This is a genomic window from Vibrio floridensis, assembly GCF_021852965.1.
GTDB classification, from domain to species: domain Bacteria; phylum Pseudomonadota; class Gammaproteobacteria; order Enterobacterales; family Vibrionaceae; genus Vibrio; species Vibrio floridensis.
Genome location: NZ_JAKGCY010000001.1, coordinates 824,760 through 848,054, shown reverse-complemented (window position 1 = coordinate 848,054; position 23,295 = coordinate 824,760). Strand labels below are relative to the sequence as shown.

The window sequence follows — 23,295 nt, the reverse complement described above, 5'->3', positions numbered from 1 at the left end:
TGCACTCTATCACAAAGTTTCAAACCCGGCAGCGATTCTCGACTTACACAGATGTCGGGTCTACTGACAATGTTTATTGGGGATTTTTGCCGCACACGCTTGGTTCTTTCCTGAATTTTTAGCTTGGTACATTAGCTTGTCCGCCATACCTAAATCGACAGAGCCTTTCAGCTCAGGGTAATACGCACAGCCTAAGCTAATGGTAACGGCTGCAGAAAAATCGTCAAACACCAACATAGCTACTCTCTGGCAAATTTTTTCCGCCAACGATTGAGCTTCCGAGAAGTTGAGTTTACAAACAACAACCGCAAACTCTTCACCTCCGACACGAGCATAAAGCGCACCTTGAGGCAAGATATCAAGCAAACCTTGAGCGACGCCATGAATCACCAAATCACCTGCAGCGTGACCGTAACTATCATTAATGCTTTTAAAGTCATCAATATCAAAAACCAACACTGACACTGAGGAATCACTCGGTTGTAACTGTTGTAACTGGTTCATGAAATGGCGCCGATTGCTGATTTTTGTCAAATAATCTTGCTGAGATAAAGACAAGAGATTTTGATTTGCCACTTCTAGCTCATAGGTTCGTGATTTTACGGTTTTCTTCAATACAACAATGTACGCGACTGAGAAAAGAACAAATGCGCCAACTATGCTGGGAAGAAGATATTTTGGATAAACCGTTTGTATGCTGATCCAACTATTAATGGTGCGTTCAATATCTTTCTGACCAACAACTTTAAAGCCTTTATTCACGCTTGTTAATAGTGAACTCCCTTCGGCAACAGCGGGGCGAATATCACCAGAATACAAGAACAAAACGGGAATATAGGCCACTGAACGAGCTGTGGTGTACATATAGAAATTGGCCACTTGCAGATCAGCGACAAACGCATCAATCTCTTCTCGAAAAGCGGCTTCCATCATCAAACGATTATTTTTAAAGCGAGCTAACGACAACTGAGGAAAATGAGTTTCTACATAATGTTCTTCATACCCTCCTTCTACCACCCCAACACTTCGAGTCTCTGCACCGGACAAAAATGCGTTTAAATCTGTGGTTATGATACGTTGGCTCAAATAAAGTTGGGTATTAATCGTCATTATCGAATCTGCGAAGTCAAAACGTTTTTCCCTAGGCTCTGACCACAACATCCCTGCATGCACGTCTGCACGGCCATCCTCGACCGCTTTCAGCGAGTCGGCCCAATCCAATAAGACAAACTCTATTTCAAGGCCATTTTTTTCGCCATAAAGCTGCCATAAATCAACCAAAATCCCTCTCGGCTTTCCATCTTCTGCGATGTATGAAAAAGGCTTCCACGCTTTCGAGTTTGCGACTTTAAGCCTGTTCGACTCTTTCTCCAACGCGTAGCTCGGATTGTGAGCAAGCAACAAAAAGCCAATAATCAAAAGCCGCAAAACACGTAAATTCATCTTGTTAGATCTGCCTTTCGCTGTAGAAAAATGTATAACCACTATAAGAGTTTACTTCTAATTTAAGCATTCATTTTCTTTTTGTTGAGAACACAGTGAAAAATGTGTTTTGAGTTGTTTCAACCATAGCGACATTGATCATTTATTTTGTACCAAAATCGAGTTTAAGATCTCGCTTCCTGTTAACGTCTCTGCTACTTTATGGCCACTTTTTCTGGCCTTAGAAATTAACATGTCCTCGCAGTATCGAATTAAAAAAATCGTTGAGATTGGCGACACCCTCCATCGCAGTGGATGCGCTCCCTACAAAGTAGAAAAATACGCACAATATTATGCGCAAAAGCATGGAATTGAGGTGATGATCCAAGCAACACCGACCGCGATCAACTATCAATTTTCCGATGACAACAATACCGTTGTCATGAAACGCCTAAAACCTGCGTCCATTAATCTAAGCTTGTTAGCCAACACCATTATCCGTATCAATCAGCCGAGCAATGAACCCGTCCCTGAGCCAGTCGGTTATTCCAAATGGGTGATTGCGATGGCGAACATGGGCATTCCTCCAGCATATCTGATGTTGGTGGGTAGCACATTGGAAGCGGTTGGTTTTGCTTTTATTCTTGGCTTGCTTGTTTGGTTATGCCAGCAGGTGTTTCACTCGCGTCGAGCGATTGCAGTGGAATTTTTTTCATCGCTCATCACTGGTATCTTTGTCGCCTATCTTGCCAACACCGGACTACCGATACCCGTTTGGGCGTTGTGCGTGGCTGCCGTAATTCTCTTCGTACCGGGGCTATCTATTGCTAACTCACTAGAGTGTCTAGCGTTTAACGATTTAATCTCCGGCACTAGTTTGCTCGGCCAAAGTGCACTCACACTGATCAAACTGTTCGTCGGGATAGTGATGGGACTGAACATCGGTGAAGCCATTTGGGGGCAAGCCGCATCGATTTCCTATACCAACGAAGTGCCCATGTGGATGCACATCTTTGGGCTATTTTTGCTCTCGATCTCACTTGGCATTCTGTTTAACGCACGACCTCTTGATATTGTGCTCGGTTTACCAGTGGCGATGCTGGGGATGTGGGGACCATTCTACTTAGGCTTTGAAAGTGGTTGGGTTGTCGGAACGTGGGTAACAACCGTGTTGATTACTTTGTACGGGACTTGGCTAGCGAAAAAAATGGAGCTCACAGGCTCTATCTATATTGTGCAAGGCATTATTATTCTGGTACCCGGCAGCCGAGTGTTGATCAGCGCGAGCCAATCGGTGTTTGAGCAATCCATACTACCGATTCCGAGTATTGGCCTTTCCGCGCTGTTTATGTTTTCAGCCATCGTTGCCGGACAAATTACCGCTTACGCCATATACTCTCCCAAAATAGAACACTAAATCGATAAAGGAAGAGCCCTATTCAAAAGTGATACTCTTATCATCTTTGAATAGGGCTCTTTACCACTATGCTTTGCTTTTCTTTGGAAACTTCCTTTTCCTTTTTTCGCTTTAACCACTCTGGTTCTAAACAGTTGGCTGGTCACTACCGCTTTTAATGCGTTATCTTTAATCACTCCTCGCCCAAATTCAGTCTCTTCACTGAACTGCGGGAGGCGTTCACTTTGCTTAGTCATGGTTACCTCAGTTTTTTAATTAAACGTTTATAAAAACGTCGCTATTGAAAGGCAAAGTAAGTGCGCTGTCAATGGTTCATAAAGGAATTCTTGCTCTTGATTTCTGCAGATACTGGACCGACAAGCTAGCATCAAATTTAGAAAAAACGTCCTAAATATGTCCATCTAAGTAACAAGTCTCGATTTCGGGTTCTCTTATTCTGGAAAAAGACTAAATAATTGGAAACAAAAGAGTGATTCGCTACAAAGATTCAAACTTTCCCTCAAGCGATCCGTTGACTCCTGCAACCGATCTCCTAGACTCTTGCTTGGTTGGAAATAAAGCCTTTGTTTTACGCATTTGCCGGATTACTTGACATTCTCGGCTTGTGCGATACAAAACGTTTAATTTCTCCATGTAATAGAGTCGCTAACTCGACTCAATAGAATTTATAGAAGATAGGATTTACACATGTCTAACACAGTAACCGGCACCGTAAAATGGTTTAACGAAACTAAAGGTTTTGGCTTCATCAAGCAAGAAAACGGCCCGGACGTTTTTGCACACTTCTCTGCAATCAAAAGTGACGGTTTCCGTACACTAGCTGAAGGACAGAAAGTTTCTTTCGTTGTCTCTCAAGGTCAAAAAGGTCCTCAGGCAGAAGAGATCACAGTGCTTTAATTAGACTGGACATTTTTACGGTAGCCAGCCATAGTGCTGGCTATTTTTATGGCTCAAAAGCACGATTTCCACTATGGCACTTAAACCAACCATCTATAAATTTCGTATTAACCTCACCGATATGAATCGCGATCACTTTGAGACGATTTCATTGACCACAGCCCTTCACCCCTCAGAAAAAGTAGACCGCTTAGCCGCAAGATTGCTGGCATTTTGCCTCCATGCGGAAGAAGGATTAACCTTTACCAAAGGGCTATCCACCATCGAAGAGCCCGATATTTGGAAAAAGCAACTCGACGACAGCATTGCTATTTGGATTGATGTCGGTGAACCAGAGGTGGACCGTATCAAGAAAGCCGCACGTCAAGCTAAACAAGTGTCGGTTTACAGTTTTAACGCTAAGTCTTCCGTCTGGTGGGAAAAAAATAAAGGTAAGTACCAACAATTGAAAGCGTCAGTTTTCCAATTTTCACCAGAAGCCATTGAGCAATTGGCAGATAAACTGCAGCGCGGTAGCTCACTGTCAGTGATGATCAGCGGCAACTCATTATTTATCGATGGTGAAAATTTCCATCAGCAAGTCGATTGGGAAATACTGCAGCACCATGAGTGAAATAAAGCAAGCTCTGACTGAACTAGGCGCTTGTACGCTTGAGTATGTTGAACAAAATTCAGACACCCTGCACCGTTTTTGCGACGCGCAAAATGCCCTATTTATGCGCGTTCGTGAGAATAAGCCAGAGACCTCTGTCGCCCTACTTCTGCTTGGAGTACTCACTAAAGCACACATAGAAGCCCTAGCTCAATTTACGACCAACAAAGAAAGTCGCCACTCGATGCGCGACGTCTTTGATAAATCGGTCGGCGAAGCGTTCAGTGATAAATTTCATGATGTTGACTTGCATGATCTGTTGATGGTTTCCACGCTTTGGGCCTTTGTTCAGGGGCGCTTGAACATGGATTTTAGCCTTGCTAACGATCATGCGGCAGAAAGTGCGATGCAACTTGCTCCATTCCTCGGTACCACGCCTGACGTGGTGCGAACTGAACTGATGCACGCTTTTTATCAAGGAAAAACTCTTTTTCAACGCCACGATGCAAAGCTGACTCTTTGGCAACGTATCGTTAACGCCCTATTCTCATAACGACACAGGTTTGATAACAATCCAAAGCCTGATAGACTTTCCACGTTTTTTTACTATGGAAAGTCTGTTATGCAATTCATTCGTTAGTTTTTAGGCAAAACTATCTTGTTGGTTAACGCTCTATTCTCTCCTAAAGGCGTGAAACGCTCTAAAGAAGCGCAGGCGTTGGTGGACAGTCAAGCCCAAAACCTAAGCTTATATCAATTTGAAGCCTGCCCTTTTTGTGTAAAAGTACGCAGAGCAATGAAGAGACAGTCTGTGAATGTGGAACTGCGAGACGCAAAAAATAACCTAATCCACCGACAAGAGCTAGAACAAGGTGGTGGCAGAATCAAGGTGCCGTGTTTAAGGATAGAGCAAGATGGGCAAACTCGTTGGATGTATGAGTCGAGCGATATCGTGGCGTACTTAGAGAAAACCTTCCCTTAAACGTTTTTCCCATAGCGCATAATAAAAAAGGCACGTTAAGTGCCTTTTGCCATTTTTTCGTCTTATTTTGGCTTGTACTACAGCCGCGTTATTTGGTTACAATCAGCATCAGTTCGACACGGCGATTGCATTTTCGGCCGTTGATAGAGCTGTTACTGCAGGCAGGAAGATATTCGCCATATCCGCGCGTATAAACACGATGTTCGGGCACTCTCGACATCAAGAGTTGCTTTTTCACTTCACCCGCACGCTTTTCTGACAGAGTGTTATTAAAACCAGAGGTGCCTGTGCTGTCGGCATGCCCATCAATGACCACATCTACGTCATTACGACTGTTTAAATAGCTACCGAGCAATCCTATCCATCTTGCTGAAATGGGCGAGACTTCTGCGGAGCCCGTCTTAAAGTGGATGGTTTCCGTTAAATGGATCATCAAGTGCTCCCCTGGCAACACTTGATACTCAATGGCATTTTGCTTGAGGAAATCTTGCAATGAATCAAAATTTTGTTTTGCTGGCATCACAGTTGGCGGTGCTACTGGCTCATCTTTAGGCGTTTCTCCACCCCATTCAGGATAGATCAGTTCAGCTTCTGTTTTGGGAGCGGTATCGAGCATATTGGGGGGGACAATCAAATTACTGCAACCCGATAGCAAAACACATGCAAACAAAATACGTTTTTTCATCAGTTCAACCCAACACCTCAATTTGTCCTCTGAGTATAGTATCGACCAAAAGTAGAAATCTTTAGAAATTCTTTAGTTTAGCTATCTTACTTGTACAAAAGTACGCCGTTTACTTACATATTGTTTCAAAGTGCAAGTTATCCATAAATAGCGGTTTTCGAGCACAATGTTAGCCGCTAGAATGAGGTCTACTTACTATTACACTGAGTTGATTATGCTAAAACAAATTAAGCAAATCTCACTTCTTTTGCTGGCCGCGCTAGCGTTAACCGCTTGTAGTGACAGTAGCCAACCCACTGAAGGCGTTCAGTACAAAACTTTGGCGAAATCTTTAACGAGTTATCAACTACCTGAGGTGACTGAAGTCTTCGCACTGACTTGTGGCCATTGTCGAACAATGGAAGGTGTTATTCCGCAGTTACAAGAACAAACGGGCAAAACGTTTGGCAAACTGCATGTTACCTTCAACGACAGCGCTCAAATCAGCGCCTTCATCTTCTACACCGCGGTGATGCAGCTAAATGACATCCCAGATCACGACTTTATGAATGAGCTTTTTGCCGCAGTCCAAATGGGGCCGGAAGTTTCTGGGGTTGAAAAACAGCAGGCGCTCGAAGCCGCTTTTGAAAAACGTGGTTTGGTTAGTCCATACCAACTTGAAAAAGCTCAGCAAGACAAAATGTTTGAGTTGTTCCAACACGCAGATGAGATTTCACAGGTCGCACAGATCAACTCAGTACCCACTTTTATCGTGAATGGAAAATATCAGGTGATCACATCAGGCCATCAAAACGCCGAAGACATTGGCAAGACCATTCAGTTTTTGCTTACTAAACCATAAACCTATAGGGGTATTTAGTGTCTAAATTAATTTTACCAATCATCATTTTTGTTCTTGCTGCATTTATGATTTATCGCACTTGGAACAACCACAAAGCCGCAGAAGTTAACTTCGAAAAAGGTCAAACATTCCTGCTGGAAAATAGTAAGCTAGATGGAGTCGTCACCACAGAAAGTGGGTTGCAATACCAAGTATTACAAAAAGGTCACGGCGAAAAACATCCAACGGCATCAAGCCGTGTGAAAGTGCATTATCATGGCATGCTGATAGACGGTACTGTTTTTGACAGCTCTGTTGAACGCGGAGAACCCATTGCCTTTAACCTCAACCAAGTGATCAAAGGCTGGCAAGAAGGCCTTCAGTACATGGTTGAAGGTGAAAAAGTTCGTTTGTTTATCCCAAGTTCGTTGGGTTATGGCAAAAGCGGTTCTGGTCCGATTCCGCCGGCAAGCGTATTGGTTTTTGATGTGGAACTGATCGAAATACAGTAGTTAGCCTAAGCCGAGCAATCAATATAAGTGCCACTTTTTGGAGTGGCACTTTTCGTTTCTATTTTCACTGTACGGGGTAGAATACTAACCCACCGTTTTCCACCATCACGCAGTCCATTCCTGCCGCATGAGCCGCTTGTTTTCCGAGCTCGGTATCTTCAAACACGACACATTCACTTGGTGCTAACGCTAACTTTTGTGCGGCCAATAGAAAAGTATCCGGGTGTGGTTTGTGATTTTCGACATCAGTAGCGCTAACCACGGCATCCAACTTATCTAATAGATTCGCTTTACCCAATAGATGCATGGCACTGTCACGTTGACTGCCCGTGCCTACCGCCATTTTCTTTTGCCCTTGATAGCGTTCCAACAATTCATGGGTGCAATCGATGTTATCACCATGAAACTCCAGTTCAGCAAACGCCGACATTTTGAATTTTGATACCGCCATAGGAACGAGCGACAGGCCATATTTATCGTTGATCTCTGAAGCGATCTTAAAACTTGGCATCCCACCCATGCTGTGTATCCACGATGGCTCAAAGGGAAAACGAAAATGCTGTGCAGTTAGCTCCCACGCTTTCAAGTGCGCTGGCATCGTATCGATTAAGGTGCCATCCATGTCAAAAATAAATCCCGCATAGCGAGTTAGAAAATGTGTACTCATCAAGGTAACGTCTGTTTTTGTGAAATTGGGTAGTCAATTCTATACTTAAGCCAACAACCATAACAAAAGAAACATTCCACCAAACGCTCGGCTTATATGCGTTGGTGTTAGTGAAATATGCCACGGTGCGACCATCGATAAACTACTGGTTTAAAAAGATATTTATTAGGTAAAAAATCACAGCGAGTCACAAAATTTGTTAATAATAATTAAATCAATTGAAGTTGGATACTGTATAATCGCGCAAAAATATATACTGCTTTCATATATAAGGTGTTCAGTATGACTATCAAGCAGAAACTCTATGCTCTGGGTTCAATTGCAATTTTAGGGATCATTACCCTTCTTTTTACTTCAAACCACTTTGTGGACAAATCGAATCAGTTACAACAAGCGATAAAACTGGTCAGTGACTTGGAAATTCGCCTGCTCAACCTTCGTCGTAATGAAAAAGACTTCTTGTTACGTAGTGACGCGAAGTACTTAAGTTCCTTCGATAAAAATGTGGATGAATTCCTAACAACAGAAAAGCAGCTTGCGCGAATTTTAAGTAACAACAACTTACCTTCAAGTGCACAATTCAGGCAGGACCTTATACAGTATCAAAAAGGTTTCCAAAAACTTGTTGCTGCATCTCAAACGTTGGGTCTGAGTGATCAACAAGGCCTATTGGCTCAGTATTTTGTTGAATTGAACAAGGTGAAAGATAACGCTGATGCTGATCAGCTCTTAAAACTGATTGACTTCAACATTGCTACGTTACAAGGGGACATGCAACCAAACTTGCTCACTGGAATTAGTGACACCCAAGCGCTGACGAATTCAGCAAAACGAGTCGCCGATCAACACGTGCTGATTGGTGTTGCATACAACAAAGGCTTGCTTGGTGAAGTGCGTAATCTTTCTCACCAAGTAGAAGAAGGTTTCCATTCTTTTTCAAAAGCGCTTAATGAAGAAAACGTGTCGCAAGAAAAAGAGATGGTAATGATCAAGAACGTGATTACCTTTAGCTTATTGGCTGTGCTCATTATCGTCATCTTGCAGATTTCTCGCTCGATCAATAATCAAGTCCAAGTCCTATCAACAACGATTAAATCTATTTGTGAAACCAACAACATAGGCTTACGTAGTGAGTTGAAAGGGAAAGATGAACTGGTGATGATTGGTCAGCACTTCAACACTTTGTTGGAGAAAATCGAGCAGTTGATCTTTAGCTCTCAAGAAAAATCCTCTCAGTTGACCCGCAGCACCAGCAATATGCATGATGAGCTAGAAGGTGTAATCGAACAGTTCCATGTCCAAGCCGACCACACCAATACCATGGCGACGTCTGTTCAAGAGATGGTCGCTACTATTGGTGAAATATCTGAAAGCACCAATATCGCGGTTGAAGGGGTGCAGCAAGCTGCACGTAATGCTGAGTCTGGTCGCCATGTGGTGGAATCGACAGTGAAGAATATTGATCAACTGACAGCGATTCTTGCCAACAGTCAACAGTCTATCGGTTCACTTAACGGCCATGTTGAAAAAATTGGTGGCGCCGTGGTGATCATTCAAGGTATTGCAGAACAGACCAACTTACTCGCGCTTAACGCAGCGATCGAAGCCGCTCGCGCAGGAGAGCAAGGTCGTGGTTTTGCCGTGGTTGCAGACGAAGTTCGTGCACTGGCCAGCCGTACCCACCAATCGACAGAAGAAATAACCAAAGTGGTGTCTGCTATCCAGTCACAAATGGCTAAAGTGGTTGCAGATATCGACCAGTGTAATGAGCAAGGGCAAGACACTTTGCATGCCTCTGAGAAACTCGATTCGAGCCTCAGACAAATCATTTCAGATATGACGACTATTCAAGCGAACTCAGAACGCATTGCCTCTGCGATTGAAGAACAAGGCGTGGTGATGACCCAAGTCAGTGGCTCTATCACAGAGTTGAACACCATCTCTGAAAACAATATGCATTCTGCACAAGAGTGTTTAAAAGAAGTCGATTTAGTCTCCTCTCAAGCTCATTCGATGGATGTCGCAGTTGCACAGTTTAAAACTCGCCAACGCTAATATGTTTAACAATAAGAATGCCCCAGCTCTCTGGGGCATTTTTTTACTTACTTAGAACGCATCACGACCGCTCAAACTACTCATCATCGAGAGGAACGAGCTTTGTGCTTCCACCGTGAATTTTTTCTCTCTTACGCTGAACCATGGCGTAGAAGCCAGGTATGAGGAAGGTTCCTGCAAGCAGCACGCACAACAGCCCACCCACTAAGGATACACCTAAAGAGTTTTGGCTTACGTGACCTGCCCCTGATGCAAAAATCAGCGGGAAGATGCCTAAGATGAACGACCATGACGTCATGTTCACTGCGCGGAATCGTAACTTACCCCCTTCTACAGCAGCTTGATCAATCTCCACTTCTTTATCTTCACGCTCTTGTTTGGCAAATTCCACGATCAAAATCGCGTTCTTGGCCGCAAGTGCAATCAGCAACACTAGTCCTATCTGTGCGTAGAGGTTCAGTGGTGTTCCCGTCATGTTCAAGGCTAAGAATGAGCCTAAGGTTGCCACCGGTACAACAAGAATAATCGCTAACGGGATACTCCAACTTTCGTATTGAGCCACCATGAAAAGGTAGATAAAGATAAGCGCCAACGCAAATGCGTATATTGCTTGGTTGCCAGCTAGCACTTCTTGGTATGCCATTCCTGTCCATTCATAAGTGTAACCCTGAGGAAGCAAGTCAGAGGCGATACGCTCCATTGCGGCGATGGCATCACCACTGGAATAACCAGGTGCAGGTTGCCCTTGTATAATCGCGCTACGGTACATGTTGTAACGCCATGCGACATCGGGTTCAAACACTTGTTGATAACTCAGTAACGTACTGAGTGGGATCATCTCACCCGACGCGCTTCTCACATGGAAACGAGACAGATCTTCCATACTGCTGCGATGTTGGCTATCCGCTTGCATCGTTACGCGGAAGTTTTTACCAAACATTGTGAAGTCGTTGACATACATCGACCCCAAGTTACCTTGTAGCGTTTGGAAAATCGACGACAGTGGGATCCCCAACTGCTGTGCTTTTTCGCGGTCGATATCCACATAGTAATGTGGCACGTTCGCTCGGAATGTACTGAAGGTATAAGCAATTTCAGGCGCTTGATTCGCAGCTTGAATCATTTCACCCATGACCATCGCCAAGTCAGTACGACTTCGGCCCAAGGTGTCTTCCAGTACAAACTCAAATCCAGACGCCGCGCCCATTCCCGGCACTGCTGGCGGCCCCATGGCAAAAACGACCGCGTGTGGCAGCTCTGTCGCCGCTCGCCCATTTATGCGCTGAGCGATGGCATTTGCTGAGTGATTTCCGTCGAGTGCGTTTCTTTTTTCCCAGTCATGCAGTTTGATAAATATCGAAGCGCCATTGGATGCCGCGGCACCGGTCATAAACGAGAAGCCATTAGCAACCGTTACGCCATCAACTCCTGGCTCTTGCTCTACCATGTTCAACAGAGAATCCGTTACCTCTTGAGTACGCGACAACGATGCAGAGTCTGGGAGTTGGACGTTAACCAGCAAGATACCTTTGTCTTCTTGAGGCACAAAAGCCGTAGAAGTAGTTTTGGCAAAAAGTGCCACTGCGGCCACCGCCACCATGAAAAAGGCCACCAACAAAAGCGACTTTTTCACCAGAAATCCTGCTATTTGCCCATATCTGTAAGTGACTCGCTCTAAGCCACGGTTGAAAGCTTTGAACCAGTTCGCGGTATTCTCACCGCCTTGTTTCAGCACTAACGAACAAAGTGCTGGCGCAAGCGTTAGGGCATTGATAGAAGAAATGACGACTGAGATACAAATGGTGAGAGCGAATTGGCGATACATAATTCCGGTAATCCCCGGCAACATCGCGACCGGCAAGAACACCGCCAAAAGAACCAGTGTTGACGTGATAATCGGTCCTGTCACCTCTTTCATAGCCATCAATGTCGCTTTGCGTGGCGAAATGGTTGGGTCTTTCGCCATCGTCGTATCGACATTTTCAATCACTAGAATCGCATCATCCACCACAATGCCGATTGCCAGAATCAAACCAAATAACGTCACGGTATTGATGGTAAAACCGGTTGCAAGCATCACGGCAAAGGTACCGATGAGCGAAACAGGGATCGCAACCACTGGAATTAAGGTTGCACGCGCACTACCTAAAAACAGGTAAGTGACGGCAATAACCAGCAAAATTGCTTCAATTAGCGTTTTAACGACACCTTTGATTGACTCGGCGACAAACACAGTCGTGTCATAACTGGTTTCATAAGCCATTCCTTGAGGAAAGTTGGTACTTAAACGTTCGAGTAGATCCATTACCGCCTTGCCACTTTCCAATGCGTTGGCATCAGACTGTAACGACAGTGCGACAATCGATGCATCACGCCCACGGAACTTACCATTTCCATCGTAGAATTTTTTACCAAGCTCGACCCGCGCAACGTCTTTCAAATAGACGCTTGAACCATCCGAGTTCGCACGTAATACAACGTTTTCAAACTCACTAACACTTTCCAAGCGCCCTTTAGTGACTAGGTTGAACTGCACTTCTTGCGGGTTGTTGTACGGCGCAGCCCCCACGCGGCCAGCAGCCACTTGCACGTTTTGCTGGCTAAGGGCGGCATATACATCTGATGTGGTCAGCTTCAGGGTGGCCATTTTCTCAGGGTCTAGCCAAACACGCATTGCGTATTCGCCACCACCAATCACGTTCACTTCACTGATACCCGTCACGCGAGCGAGTTGATCCTTCACATTTAAGTTAATGTAGTTGATCAAAAACTGGTCATCATACTTGCCATCTGGCGAATAGAAGTTGAGTACCATCAGCAGATCTGGTGAGCGCTTTTTCACCGTTACACCGACCATACGTACTTCCTGAGGAAGTTTTGACTCAACCTGTGCAACTCGGTTTTGTACGTTCACCTGTGCCATATCTGGATCGGTACCGACATCAAAAGTCACATTGAGACTGTATGAACCATCATTGGCGCTTTTCGAGGACATATAGATCATGTTCTCAACACCATTCACCGATGTCTCTATCGGATCAGCAATCGCCTGTTCAACCACTTCAGCGCTTGCACCCGTATAATAAGCGGTGACACTCACTGAAGGTGGACTGATTTTTGGGTACTCTGCAACGGGCAAAATAGCCAATGCGATTGCTCCGGCTAGCGTCAGGATGATTGAAATAACCAGCGCAAATTTGGGTCTCTGAATAAAGAAACGACTTAACATAACGCAACCTTAACCATTGTTTTCTTCAGGCGTTTGAACACGTACAGCCATTCCGTTTCTGACACGTTGTAATCCCTGAGTAATCACAACATCACCTTGGTTCAATCCTTCACCAATAATCACGCCTTGCTCCACTTGCGCACCCAGTGTCACATTTCGACGTTCGGCGACCTCCCCTTCAAGCATAAGCATGACAAAGTTGCCTTCTAAATCGGTTTGCACCGCACGGCGTGGCACTACGACCACTTGCTTGCTTTGCTTATCACGCAAAGTGACTTTTATGTGCTGACCAGGAAGCAGCTGATGATCTGGATTGTCAACCACTGCGCGTAATGCGATGGTGCCTGTTTGGGTATCGATTCGATTGCCAAGAAAATCTAATCGACCTAGGTGGTTGTATAACGCACCATTTTCTAACACGAGTTGCACTTCCACCGCGGACGATTGTGCCGAGCCATCACCTTTGATTCTTTCCATACCAAGTGCTAAACGTTCACGTTCACTGACGCTAAATGCAGTGTGGATGGGATCAAGGCTCACCAACGTGGTCAGGATGCCCGAGGAAGGAGAAACCAGATCACCTGTGCTGACTTTGCTGTCACTGATCCTTCCCGAAAACGGCGCGCGAATTTGAGTATAAGACAGGTTAACGTCCGCCAGTTTCAACTGGGCATTAGCTGCTTCTAATTGCGCCTGAGCACCTAGCAGGTTCGCAGTTAACGCATCAAACTCAGATTGAGAGATACTGCCTTTTGGCAAAAGGTTTTTACCGCGTTGATGATCTAACTCTGCTTTTTTCAGCGCTGCTTTTGCTTGAGCCAAAGATGCTTTGGCACTTGCAACCTGTGCTTCAAATGAGGATGGTTCAATTGTGTATAAAAGTGCCCCTTTTTCAACCAACTGGCCTTCTTCAAAATGACGCGCTTGGAGATAACCAGAAACTTGCGCCGTAATATTGGTATCTTCCACCGCTTCCACTCGGCCGATATAAGCGTTGCTCGGTTGATAATCCAGAGTTACGACACTTTGTGTGACCACTAACGGTGCTTGTAACAATCGTTGCTGCTGGGTTTTATCACCGCACCCCGAAAGTAAAGCTGACGCCACCATAACCCCGACAATTGGTTTTAATTTCATACATTTACCATGCAAATATAAAGGAATTTTCTTTAAAATACGCAAGCTTGCACTGTGAATTGTCCGAACACTATCAGATAAAAAAACGAAACTGTTTCAAAGTGTAAGGGTATGCAACGGAGAGAAAGCATCGTTAGAAACTGAGCTTAGATGTTGAGTTTGTGTAATGGTTTTTCCAGTTTGAAATATTGTCCTTCTTAGCTTAATCGTTATCAGCGGCCCAAGAACCATAGGTAAAATTAAGGATATCCACCGTCACATCTATGTTTTTAAACAAAATGCGTTATCATTCATGCAAGATCCTAATTCAGAGTGGATGAAAAATGATTTCTAAATGGGCAAAACGCTTTTACCAAATGGCTGAACTGGTTGCATCGTGGAGTAAAGATCCATCTACCCAAGTGGGCGCCGTTATCACAAAACAAAACCGAATCGTTTCTGTGGGTTTCAATGGATACCCGCACGGCGTTTCTGACAGTGTTGAGACCGATGAACGGGAGCTTAAGTATCTCAAAACACTGCACGCCGAAGAGAATGCGATTTTGTTTTCTAAGCGCGATTTAGATGGTTGTGATATCTGGGTTACTCATTTTCCATGCCCGAATTGTGCTGCGAAAATTATTCAAACCGGCATTGCTAGAGTGCATTGCCCAGAACAATCTGAAGATTTTCTTTCTCGCTGGGGTGACAAGATAGCCGTTAGCCAAGATATGTTTGATCAAGCGGGTGTTGAGGTGGACTGGTTACCGCTTCAAGACATTGATCATAAAGAGGTTCGCTAAAACGATACTCAGTATCGCAGCCCCAAACGACAAAGCCCAGCAAACGCTGGGCTTTGTTACAACTGACGGCCAGTTACGAATATTTTTTCGCCGTCAGTTCGGCTATTTTAACAATCACTTCAACAGACTTCTCCATCTGCTCAATTGAAGCAAACTCATGAATTCCGTGGAAGTTGTACCCACCCGTGAACAAATTCGGACATGGCAGCCCCATGAAAGATAAGCGCGCCCCGTCTGTACCGCCCCGTATGGGCTTGATGATCGGTTGGACATCACATTCTTCCATTGCATGCTTGGCGAGTTCAATCACATGAGGAAACGGCTCCACCTTCTCTTTCATGTTGAAATAACTATCGGTAAAGCGAACCTCGACTGAACCATGCTTGAGTTTGTGGTTCATTTCATCAACCAGCCCCTGCATGTAAGCTTTACGACGCTCGATACCTTCACGTTCAAAATCACGCAATATGTAACCTAGCTCAGATCGTGAAACGCCCATTTCTGCCGACTTTAAATGATAGAAACCTTGGTAACCTTCGGTGGTTTCAGGCGTTTCATCCGCTGGCATTCGGCCATGGAACTGCGTTGCCAATGTCATGGCGTTCACCAGTTTATCTTTCGCTGTACCAGGGTGTACGCTCACGCCATTGAAGATGACATCGGCGCTGGAGGCATTAAAGTTTTCGTATTCCAACTCACCTTGTGGTCCACCATCAATGGTATAGGCCCATTGCGCACCAAATCGTTCAACATCAAACAAGTTCGCACCGCGTCCTATCTCTTCATCGGGAGTAAATCCAATGCAAATGTCACCATGTAGGATGTTTGGACTTTCAATCAGTAGTTCTATCGCCGATAAAATTTCCGCAATGCCCGCTTTGTTGTCAGCACCAAGCAAAGTCGTGCCATCAGTGGTAATTAAGTTGTGACCATGTAACATATGCAATTCAGGATATTGAACTGGTGAAAGCACCTCGTCACCTACACCAAGCGCAATGTCCCCGCCATGGTAGTCTTCAATGATTTGTGGTTTGACGTTCTTACCTGACGCATCGGGCGCCGTGTCCATATGCGCGATGAAGCCGATAGCTGGCACCGGAAAATCGACATTGCTGGGCAATTTGGCCATGAGATAACCGTGTTCATCCAACTGAACATCACTCAAGCCAAGAGCGATCATTTCTTGTCTCAAATGCTCAGCGAACTTAAGTTGACCTGGTGTACTTGGGCAGCATTTTTTTTTCGGGTTTGATTGAGTGTCAAAGGTGACATAGCGAACAAATCTTTGAACTAAATGTTTCATTGCAATTCTCTTCTTCTTAGCCAACGAGAGCGGTGCATGTAATCTTTGTGGTTGCGACACCACTCCACGATTCGCCGGGCGTAAAATGAAGGCATCAATTCAACGTGATATGCACACCCGACCAAACTATCTTACGCACTTGGTGAGATGAGAATTTGCTTTGAATCAGTTTTTGGCTGATTGATGTGGAGAATAGTGACACTTCACGACGCAAATGAGATGTTAGTGTTCAGCGACTTGCGTGTTAAGTTCCACAGCTAAATTACGCCACCCTTGAATTTCTGAGCGAAAATGTTGCCACTGTTTGGGGGTCATGGTTTGGCTAATTTTGGGAATATATTGATTTGCCAGTTCGAGATTGAAAGCGACTTTTTGCCCAAGCTCTACGCTGTAGTAGCTCTCAGGTTCGAGTAAGAACTGCATCAAGTTGTCATGCAAGTAATGGCTATCATGTTTGTTAACTAGGAGTTTGCGCACTTCCGCTAACATCTTATTGCGATGCTCCCGCCAATGCGGGGTGGTAAGTTGAAGATCATTCACCCAGCCCTTAACGAGCGCTTTCTGTTGTTTCGTTAAGCGACCGATCCATCGTTCAAGGCTCTCCTCGATGCGTTCTACATAGCGCTCACGACGCTCTAGCTCTGACAGTTTGCCGTATTTATTGTCGAGCTCTTGATACTTTTTGGCCAGATTTTTTAACAGTTCCTCTTCTTGCTTAGTGGAAAGAGACAAGATGAGCGCATAGAGATCAGGGGCGACTTGGGTCGCCAATCTTGTGGTGTGCTGCTTGATAAGCTCTCGTTGAGAAACGACAAACTGCGCCGTTACCTGCCCGGAATCAATGTTCTCTAATGTGTTTAACTGGGAAATGTAAAGAGGCAGTTCTTGCTCTTGATGCCAATAGAGCAATTGCTGAAGCCGTTCATCGAGCATCGCTTCTTGGTCGCGGTCTAAGGTGACGTAATCGTCGATGTACTCTAAAACGACCCAGTCTAGGTTAGTGTATATGAATTTGTTCGAGCAGCCTGCAAGCACCAGCACTAAGGCTAAATAAACCCACTTCCCTCCAAACCATTTGGCGACACATCCAATCGTCATCTCATCTCCTTCATTAGCCTATCCGTTGCTAATACGAAAACGCGTCAGTGACGGATTACTCCGTCACTGAATTTTCTGATTTCTATGGCACACCATGTCCTTTCGATGCAACCCAGACTCGATACCATTGCTCTCGGCTTAGCTCAAACTTTAATGCGTTAACGGCACTCTGTACGCGTTCAATTTTTCCTGACCCAATAATTGGAATCGGCTTAGATGGTAATCGTCTCACCCAGGCGTAAACAACTTCGTCGATACTCTGTGCTCCAACTTCTGCACGAATGGCTTCGAGTTCCTTTCGAACGCGCTGTGCCTGTTCACTGTTCCCGGAAAACAGCGCCCCACCACCCAAACAAGACCAAGCCATAGGACGCACTCTCTGCATTTGCAGTTGATCCAACGTCCCATCATGAACCACATCAAATTGCAGCGGATTGATTTCAACCTGGTTGGTCACCAGGGGTTTTCCTAAACGAGACTGAAGCAGTTCAAACTGACGCGGTGAGAAGTTCGATACACCAAAGTGCTTCACCTTACCCACTTTGTGAAGTTCACCAAACGCCTCAGCCACTTCATCTGCATCCATCAGCGCATCAGGACGATGGATAAGTAGCACATCCAGTTCATCAACACCTAGGCGCTCTAGTGAATTATTCACCGACTGATAGATGTGTGCAGCACTGGTGTCATAATGGTTAACCATTCTCTGTGGATTTTTCACACCACACAAATTGATATCGCATTTAGTGACGATTTGAATCTCGCTTCGCACACTTTTATCTAGCGCTAACGCTTCTCCAAACAAACGCTCGCATTCGTACTGCCCATAGATATCCGCGTGATCAACGGTTGTTATGCCCATTTCGATGTGCTGCTTTAGAAAAGTTAGGCGTTGTTGAGGGGTCATGTTCCACTCACCTAAACGCCAATATCCTTGCACTAACTCCGAAAACTCCGGCCCCTGTGGCGCAGTTACAACTTTCGCTACCATAGCGTTCTCCTTTATTTAACTCGTTAAATCCTAGACTTGTTTTGCCATCGGCTCAACGCTTAAACTATCGGAATTCGAACTGGAGTACGAATTGATGAGTTTTGCCCAAAGATTAGCCAGCTTAATTGGTGAAGAAAGTGTCAGTGGTTTTGCACGTCGTGTTGAACTTTCAGAAGCACTCATTCGCAAATACCTTAAAGGCACCGAGCCAAGCCTTTCTAAAGCCAACCAAATTGCCATGCGAGCAAACTGCTCTCTGGAATGGTTAGCTACTGGCTGTGGTTATCTTTACCGACAAGCCGAAGTGGTCGATGACCAAGCCTATAAAATGGCGTATCAATACGTGACTGGCCGGAGACTAAACGAACAAGATTGGCCAACCCAGCAACAGATTGTCGCGGGCTATCAGTACCTTAGAGCACACAAGAAAGCCGATGGCTATTTGGTTCAAGAAGGCATGGCGGCATTTATACTGCGCTCTTCTTTCAAGGTAAAAGAAGAGTAATCTCTAAGGTTATCCATTCCATATCGTGGCTGAGCTCCACCAACACATCGGTTTGTTCGAGGTGGTATTGTGAAACTGGAAGCCAACGTTGCTGCTGTGGATGCAGGCGGTGTTGATTTAAGAAGAGGATCAGATTCCTATCGACAAGGTTTACTTCCTCTTGACTGGTCGCGTTCACCAGTAGTGCTTGTACGTAAAATGACTGACCTGAAGAAGAGGCTTCTGCCATTTGCATTCGATCTTTTCGTAAATTCAATTGCAACTGTGACCAGATGATGGACTTGTATGGCGCGCCCAGTTTTATCTTGGTGATGGAAGAGTGAAATTCAATCTCAGCGAAAAATGTGATTTGATAGTAACGAACACTGTCATAGCAGTAGATGATCTGGTGTTCATTTTGCTCACATCGATACCCTGCTGAATCATGGTCAGCTGCCGTTTGAGACAACGGTGATTCATTCCCTGTCAGTTGTCCTATTACGGACCAAGTTTCAGCCATCGCAATTGAACTACAGGACAATGCCGCGAGGATGCTCATTCTCAACATAAAACGAAATAACAGTGGAAGCATAAAAATGGAAACGATGCGATAAAAGACCAACAGAATAAAGTAGTATGAGTAAGAGTCAAATCAAGGGCCTAAAATAAAACCGCTCGATTGAGCGGTTTTGTTCTCGTGGTCTCATACTTTGAAATACCTTAATTGGTCGTTAAGTATTTCTGCAGTAGCAGCCATCGATTGGCTATCTTGCGCTAACGAGAGTGAAGACTGCATAACTTCGTTTGCGGCAAGGTGAATGGCGGTAACATTTTCTGTCATTTCGTTAGCCACTAGCCCTTGCTGTTCCGATGCGGCGGCGATTTGAGCGACCATGTCGTTCGACTTCACCAACTCCGTCACCATCAACGAAAGCTGTTTTTGTGTCTCCAGTGTAATGGCAACACTCTGTTCAACCTGACTGTTGCTACGTTCCATTGCTTTAACTGTTCGCTCTGTTCTTTCTGTCAAACGATCGATGGTTTGTTGTACTTCGGTTGTTGACTGTTGTGTGCGCGAGGCAAGGTTTCTCACTTCATCCGCGACCACGGCAAAACCTCTACCTTGCTCTCCCGCCCTCGCCGCTTCTATTGCCGCGTTCAAGGCAAGCAGATTGGTTTGCTCAGAAACTTCTCGAATCACGCTCACGACGGCACTAATTTCTTGTACACCCAATTTTAACTCTGTCACTAGTTGATCCGCTGAAGAGATTTCGTGCGACACTTTTGAAATCGTCTCACTGGTCTTACTCATCGACTGGCCACTTTGCTCTGCATGTGCGGTAACCAAACCCGTGGTGTGCGCAGTATTTTCTGCATTGTTTGCCACATCTGCGATGGTGGTACTCATTTCGGTCATGGCTGTCGATAGTTGCTCCAGTTGCGAATGCTGGCTGCCCACGCTGGTAGCGGCTTCTTCACTCGCTTGGGCAATATTTTGCGCCATAAGTGCCGCTTGTTCCGATGCGTCATGGGCGGTTAACAGAGTCAGCTGCAATTTTTCCAACATACGATCGATTTCTCGACTCATGACACCAAGCTCATCTTTTCTGTTGAAGTTTAAGCGCACGCGCAAATCGCCATCGGCTATTTGGTTGGTGTTCTCTATCAATCGATTCAGTGGCAAAACGATATTGCTTGAAATAACGTATCCCATCGCCAATAAAAGGGCCGCCATTACCAAAGCGATCATCGTTTCTTTCAACATTTGCGCGTAAAACGCCTCTTGGATATCGGCCACTAAGATACCTGAGCCTACAATCCAGTTCCATTCTGGCACCGAAGCGACATAAGAGATCTTGTCTTTAAGCTCCCCTTGTGGGCTCTTCCAACGATAGTCTAAGAATCCTTGTCCCGATTTAGCCGTTACATCAGCCATTTCACGCCAATGAAATTTCCCGGAACCATCTTTAAAGTCTTTAGCGCTTTTCCCATTTAGTTCCGGCTTTAACGGATGGGTAATCACCACAACCTGAGGGTTTGTGATCCAAAAATAGTTGTCGCCATCATAACGAAGTTGATTGATGGCATTGATGGCTCTCGATTGAGCCTCTGATTGCCCCAATTGAGTGGATTGAGAGCGGTAGTAGTTGATTAGATTGACGGCCGTTTCTACTTGAGCACTCAACTTGCTTTCGCGTTCAGCAAGAGAGGATTTTCGTTGTTCGTTCAAATTGTAAAGGCAGGTAATTGCAATTAAAAAGACCGCAACCATAACAAGCGAGAGAAGTTTGTACTTAACTGACAAATCACTTAATTTCATCTAAAAGATCCATTCTATTTGCGAAATCAACATCGAGTATTCTTATAAAATGCGATTTTTACTCACTTAATTGAATAAGCAAAGGATGCACATCACGATTTTAACCATATGTTATCTATGGGTTTCAATAATTAACAATTTACCGCTATTTATGAGGATTTCGTATTAAAAAAGAGGGTTTTATACACGCTGTAAGCAGTGGGAATAATGATTAAGGGTTATTAATATAAAAACATAACACTAGTACAACATATGGAAAATATTCTCGCTAACTCAAAGCCCACGGCTTTGCCGTCAGTCTTAACTCTTTTCGCCAAATAGGCCAATACACCGTTAACACCCTCCTTACCTTACCGTTACCAATCGCTAGAATAGTGTGAGTCATGGCTGAGAATTAACATGTCAATTTTGTCGCAAAATGAACTGTGAACAAGGTTAGCTCTTTTTTTTCTGCAACGAGAGAAAATAGCGTCAACATTACTTTGTTAAGGATAATTATATGTTGTATTTGGAGTTTCTGTTCCTCTTACTGATGCTTTATATCGGCTCTCGGTATGGTGGTATCGGTTTAGGGGTAGTATCTGGTATTGGTTTGGTTGTCGAAGTTTTTATCTTCAAAATGCCCCCTACCTCCCCACCCGTGACTGTCATGCTGATCATTTTGGCGGTTGTTACTTGTGCATCAATACTGGAAGCCGCTGGTGGTCTTAAGTACATGTTGCAGGTAGCTGAAAGATTGCTGCGTAAAAATCCAAAGCGTGTCACTTTGATTGCACCTTTTGTTACCTATACCATGACGTTTATGCTGGGTACTGGCCATGCGGTTTATTCCATCATGCCAATCATCGGTGATGTCGCCCTGAAAAATGGCATTCGTCCTGAGCGTCCTATGGCGGCCGCGTCGGTAGCCTCCCAGATCGCCATTACCGCTTCACCGATCTCTGCCGCTGTTGTTTACTACCTAGCCCAGCTTTCTGATATTAACCACAACATCACGTTGCTTTCCGTATTACTTGTGACTGTGCCTGCGACCTTATTTGGTACCTTGCTCATGTCACTCTACAGCATGAAGCGTGGCAAAGAGTTGGATGATGATCCTGAGTATCAAGAGCGATTGAAAGATCCCGTTTGGCGCGAAAAGATCCTCAACACCACCGCGACGTCACTCGATGAACATCTACCACCTGCTGCTCGCAACTCGGTCTTGTTGTTCATTCTGTCTATCATCACGATCGTTGTTATCGCTATGGTGCCAGAGGTGCGTATCATCGCTGAGGGTAGCAAACCAATTAGTATGGCTGTTGTTATTCAAATGATGATGCTCTGCTTTGGCGGTATTATTCTCCTTTCAACAAAAACCGACCCGCGCAGTGTACCCAACGGTGTGGTCTTTAAATCAGGAATGGTGGCAGCCATCGCCATCTTCGGTATCGCTTGGATGTCAGATACCTACTTTCAATACGCCATGCCACAGTTTAAGTCTGGTATCGTTGAAATGGTGAACAACTACCCGTGGACATTTGCTCTTGCCTTGTTCATTGTATCCGTCGTTGTTAACTCGCAAGCAGCTGTGGCGCGTATGATGCTGCCAGTTGGTTTGGGCTTGGGCTTGGAGCCAGCTCTTTTGATTGGTTTGATGCCAGCGCTCTACGGCTACTTTTTCATTCCTAACTACCCATCTGATATCGCCACCGTTAACTTCGATAACACTGGTACGACAAAAATCGGTAAGTGGTATTTCAATCACTCATTTATGTCGGTGGGTCTGATTGGTGTCATTTCCGCCTGCTGTTTGGGCTACCTATTGGGACAAATGATCATCGGTTAACCCACTTTTTAGGGCAAAACAAAGAACCCATAACGACAAAGAGCGAATATCACTTCAGACCTGATATTCGCTCT

General features: G+C 44.9%; 22 protein-coding genes. 11 read left to right on the top strand and 11 right to left on the bottom strand.

Annotated elements, in window-relative coordinates:
- Nucleotides 1–60 precede the first annotated feature (60 nt).
- A complete protein-coding gene (locus tag LZU85_RS03525) occupies nt 61–1,443 on the bottom strand; it encodes a sensor domain-containing diguanylate cyclase (RefSeq protein ID WP_237286390.1) in 1,383 nt (460 codons plus the stop codon).
- A gap of 232 nt (nt 1,444–1,675) precedes the next feature.
- Here LZU85_RS03525 and LZU85_RS03520 point away from each other — a divergent pair, with 232 nt between their 5' ends.
- Nucleotides 1,676–2,839, top strand: coding sequence for a threonine/serine exporter family protein (locus LZU85_RS03520; protein WP_176299083.1), 1,164 nt, complete (start codon nt 1,676–1,678; stop codon nt 2,837–2,839).
- On the opposite strand, the gene LZU85_RS03515 is transcribed toward LZU85_RS03520, so the two are convergent.
- Complete coding sequence (locus LZU85_RS03515; protein WP_237286389.1) at nt 2,836–3,075, bottom strand: alternative ribosome-rescue factor A; 240 nt, start codon at nt 3,073–3,075, stop codon at nt 2,836–2,838. The genes LZU85_RS03520 and LZU85_RS03515 overlap by 4 nt on opposite strands.
- A 451-nt stretch (nt 3,076–3,526) precedes the next feature.
- On the opposite strand from LZU85_RS03515, the gene LZU85_RS03510 reads away from it, so the two are divergent.
- The 4 genes from LZU85_RS03510 to LZU85_RS03495 all read left to right on the top strand — a co-directional run bounded on the left by LZU85_RS03510 (nt 3,527) and on the right by LZU85_RS03495 (nt 5,310).
- A complete protein-coding gene (locus LZU85_RS03510) occupies nt 3,527–3,736 on the top strand; it encodes a cold-shock protein (protein WP_176299085.1) in 210 nt (69 codons plus the stop codon).
- Nucleotides 3,737–3,809: 73 nt separating this feature from the next.
- Nucleotides 3,810–4,349, top strand: a complete 540-nt coding sequence (locus LZU85_RS03505) for a YaeQ family protein (RefSeq protein ID WP_237286388.1) — start codon at nt 3,810–3,812, stop codon at nt 4,347–4,349.
- Complete coding sequence (locus tag LZU85_RS03500; protein WP_176299087.1) at nt 4,342–4,881, top strand: hypothetical protein; 540 nt, start codon at nt 4,342–4,344, stop codon at nt 4,879–4,881. The genes LZU85_RS03505 and LZU85_RS03500 overlap by 8 nt, the downstream gene beginning before the upstream one ends.
- A 102-nt stretch (nt 4,882–4,983) precedes the next feature.
- A complete protein-coding gene (locus LZU85_RS03495) occupies nt 4,984–5,310 on the top strand; it encodes a glutaredoxin family protein (protein WP_237286484.1) in 327 nt (108 codons plus the stop codon).
- A gap of 88 nt (nt 5,311–5,398) precedes the next feature.
- Here the strand turns inward: LZU85_RS03495 and LZU85_RS03490 are convergent, their stop codons facing one another.
- Nucleotides 5,399–5,995 carry an OmpA family protein gene (locus LZU85_RS03490; RefSeq protein ID WP_237286387.1) on the bottom strand — a complete coding sequence of 199 codons (597 nt, stop codon included), beginning with the start codon at nt 5,993–5,995 and terminating at the stop codon, nt 5,399–5,401.
- A gap of 214 nt (nt 5,996–6,209) precedes the next feature.
- Here LZU85_RS03490 and LZU85_RS03485 point away from each other — a divergent pair, with 214 nt between their 5' ends.
- Entirely contained in the window at nt 6,210–6,836 is a 627-nt protein-coding gene (locus LZU85_RS03485) for a thiol:disulfide interchange protein DsbA/DsbL (RefSeq protein WP_237286386.1), read from the top strand.
- Between the two features lie 17 nt (nt 6,837–6,853).
- Entirely contained in the window at nt 6,854–7,327 is a 474-nt protein-coding gene (locus LZU85_RS03480; protein WP_237286385.1) for a BamJ family beta-barrel-assembly machinery protein, read from the top strand.
- 64 nt (nt 7,328–7,391) lie between these two features.
- On the opposite strand, the gene LZU85_RS03475 is transcribed toward LZU85_RS03480, so the two are convergent.
- Nucleotides 7,392–7,994 carry a beta-phosphoglucomutase family hydrolase gene (locus tag LZU85_RS03475; protein ID WP_237286384.1) on the bottom strand — a complete coding sequence of 201 codons (603 nt, stop codon included), beginning with the start codon at nt 7,992–7,994 and terminating at the stop codon, nt 7,392–7,394.
- A gap of 282 nt (nt 7,995–8,276) precedes the next feature.
- Here LZU85_RS03475 and LZU85_RS03470 point away from each other — a divergent pair, with 282 nt between their 5' ends.
- Nucleotides 8,277–10,049 (top strand): methyl-accepting chemotaxis protein, encoded by a 1,773-nt coding sequence (locus tag LZU85_RS03470; protein ID WP_237286383.1) that lies wholly within the window; start codon nt 8,277–8,279, stop codon nt 10,047–10,049.
- Nucleotides 10,050–10,125: 76 nt separating this feature from the next.
- Here the strand turns inward: LZU85_RS03470 and vmeZ are convergent, their stop codons facing one another.
- Both vmeZ and LZU85_RS03460 read right to left on the bottom strand, forming a co-directional pair.
- Nucleotides 10,126–13,278, bottom strand: coding sequence for a multidrug efflux RND transporter permease subunit VmeZ (gene vmeZ / locus LZU85_RS03465; protein WP_237286382.1), 3,153 nt, complete (start codon nt 13,276–13,278; stop codon nt 10,126–10,128).
- Nucleotides 13,279–13,287: 9 nt separating this feature from the next.
- Nucleotides 13,288–14,415, bottom strand: coding sequence for an efflux RND transporter periplasmic adaptor subunit (locus LZU85_RS03460; protein WP_176299095.1), 1,128 nt, complete (start codon nt 14,413–14,415; stop codon nt 13,288–13,290).
- 323 nt (nt 14,416–14,738) lie between these two features.
- On the opposite strand from LZU85_RS03460, the gene LZU85_RS03455 reads away from it, so the two are divergent.
- A complete protein-coding gene (locus LZU85_RS03455; protein WP_176299096.1) occupies nt 14,739–15,197 on the top strand; it encodes a dCMP deaminase family protein in 459 nt (152 codons plus the stop codon).
- Nucleotides 15,198–15,270: 73 nt separating this feature from the next.
- On the opposite strand, the gene pepT is transcribed toward LZU85_RS03455, so the two are convergent.
- The 3 genes from pepT to LZU85_RS03440 form a co-directional block, all read right to left on the bottom strand.
- A complete protein-coding gene (pepT, locus tag LZU85_RS03450) occupies nt 15,271–16,500 on the bottom strand; it encodes a peptidase T (RefSeq protein WP_237286381.1) in 1,230 nt (409 codons plus the stop codon).
- Nucleotides 16,501–16,722: 222 nt separating this feature from the next.
- The gene (locus tag LZU85_RS03445; RefSeq protein WP_237286380.1) at nt 16,723–17,598 is read right to left on the bottom strand and encodes a DUF6279 family lipoprotein; all 876 of its coding nucleotides are present in this window, start codon (nt 17,596–17,598) and stop codon (nt 16,723–16,725) included.
- 82 nt (nt 17,599–17,680) lie between these two features.
- Nucleotides 17,681–18,589 (bottom strand): aldo/keto reductase, encoded by a 909-nt coding sequence (locus tag LZU85_RS03440; RefSeq protein WP_237286379.1) that lies wholly within the window; start codon nt 18,587–18,589, stop codon nt 17,681–17,683.
- Nucleotides 18,590–18,683: 94 nt separating this feature from the next.
- Between LZU85_RS03440 and LZU85_RS03435 the strand changes: the two genes are divergently transcribed.
- A complete protein-coding gene (locus tag LZU85_RS03435; protein WP_237286378.1) occupies nt 18,684–19,094 on the top strand; it encodes an XRE family transcriptional regulator in 411 nt (136 codons plus the stop codon).
- On the opposite strand, the gene LZU85_RS03430 is transcribed toward LZU85_RS03435, so the two are convergent.
- On the bottom strand, nt 19,075–19,593 hold the full coding sequence (locus tag LZU85_RS03430; protein WP_176299100.1) for a hypothetical protein: 519 nt from the start codon (nt 19,591–19,593) through the stop codon (nt 19,075–19,077). The genes LZU85_RS03435 and LZU85_RS03430 overlap by 20 nt on opposite strands.
- A 183-nt stretch (nt 19,594–19,776) precedes the next feature.
- A complete protein-coding gene (locus LZU85_RS03425; protein WP_176299101.1) occupies nt 19,777–21,393 on the bottom strand; it encodes a methyl-accepting chemotaxis protein in 1,617 nt (538 codons plus the stop codon).
- Between the two features lie 499 nt (nt 21,394–21,892).
- On the opposite strand from LZU85_RS03425, the gene LZU85_RS03420 reads away from it, so the two are divergent.
- Nucleotides 21,893–23,221, top strand: coding sequence for an anaerobic C4-dicarboxylate transporter (locus tag LZU85_RS03420; RefSeq protein ID WP_176299102.1), 1,329 nt, complete (start codon nt 21,893–21,895; stop codon nt 23,219–23,221).
- Nucleotides 23,222–23,295: the final 74 nt, after the last annotated feature.

Coding starts and splice junctions, on each gene's coding strand:
- LZU85_RS03470 (WP_237286383.1), top strand. CDS start 8,277: ATGACTATCAAGCAGAAACTCTATGCTCTGGGTTCAATTGCAATTTTA.
- LZU85_RS03505 (WP_237286388.1), top strand. CDS start 3,810: ATGGCACTTAAACCAACCATCTATAAATTTCGTATTAACCTCACCGAT.
- LZU85_RS03500 (WP_176299087.1), top strand. CDS start 4,342: ATGAGTGAAATAAAGCAAGCTCTGACTGAACTAGGCGCTTGTACGCTT.
- vmeZ (WP_237286382.1), bottom strand. CDS start 13,278: ATGTTAAGTCGTTTCTTTATTCAGAGACCCAAATTTGCGCTGGTTATT.
- LZU85_RS03490 (WP_237286387.1), bottom strand. CDS start 5,995: ATGAAAAAACGTATTTTGTTTGCATGTGTTTTGCTATCGGGTTGCAGT.
- LZU85_RS03515 (WP_237286389.1), bottom strand. CDS start 3,075: ATGACTAAGCAAAGTGAACGCCTCCCGCAGTTCAGTGAAGAGACTGAA.
- LZU85_RS03485 (WP_237286386.1), top strand. CDS start 6,210: ATGCTAAAACAAATTAAGCAAATCTCACTTCTTTTGCTGGCCGCGCTA.
- LZU85_RS03425 (WP_176299101.1), bottom strand. CDS start 21,393: ATGAAATTAAGTGATTTGTCAGTTAAGTACAAACTTCTCTCGCTTGTT.
- LZU85_RS03435 (WP_237286378.1), top strand. CDS start 18,684: ATGAGTTTTGCCCAAAGATTAGCCAGCTTAATTGGTGAAGAAAGTGTC.
- LZU85_RS03430 (WP_176299100.1), bottom strand. CDS start 19,593: ATGGCTGAAACTTGGTCCGTAATAGGACAACTGACAGGGAATGAATCA.
- LZU85_RS03455 (WP_176299096.1), top strand. CDS start 14,739: ATGATTTCTAAATGGGCAAAACGCTTTTACCAAATGGCTGAACTGGTT.
- LZU85_RS03460 (WP_176299095.1), bottom strand. CDS start 14,415: ATGAAATTAAAACCAATTGTCGGGGTTATGGTGGCGTCAGCTTTACTT.
- LZU85_RS03440 (WP_237286379.1), bottom strand. CDS start 18,589: ATGGTAGCGAAAGTTGTAACTGCGCCACAGGGGCCGGAGTTTTCGGAG.
- pepT (WP_237286381.1), bottom strand. CDS start 16,500: ATGAAACATTTAGTTCAAAGATTTGTTCGCTATGTCACCTTTGACACT.
- LZU85_RS03445 (WP_237286380.1), bottom strand. CDS start 17,598: ATGACGATTGGATGTGTCGCCAAATGGTTTGGAGGGAAGTGGGTTTAT.
- LZU85_RS03510 (WP_176299085.1), top strand. CDS start 3,527: ATGTCTAACACAGTAACCGGCACCGTAAAATGGTTTAACGAAACTAAA.
- LZU85_RS03520 (WP_176299083.1), top strand. CDS start 1,676: ATGTCCTCGCAGTATCGAATTAAAAAAATCGTTGAGATTGGCGACACC.
- LZU85_RS03475 (WP_237286384.1), bottom strand. CDS start 7,994: ATGAGTACACATTTTCTAACTCGCTATGCGGGATTTATTTTTGACATG.
- LZU85_RS03525 (WP_237286390.1), bottom strand. CDS start 1,443: ATGAATTTACGTGTTTTGCGGCTTTTGATTATTGGCTTTTTGTTGCTT.
- LZU85_RS03420 (WP_176299102.1), top strand. CDS start 21,893: ATGTTGTATTTGGAGTTTCTGTTCCTCTTACTGATGCTTTATATCGGC.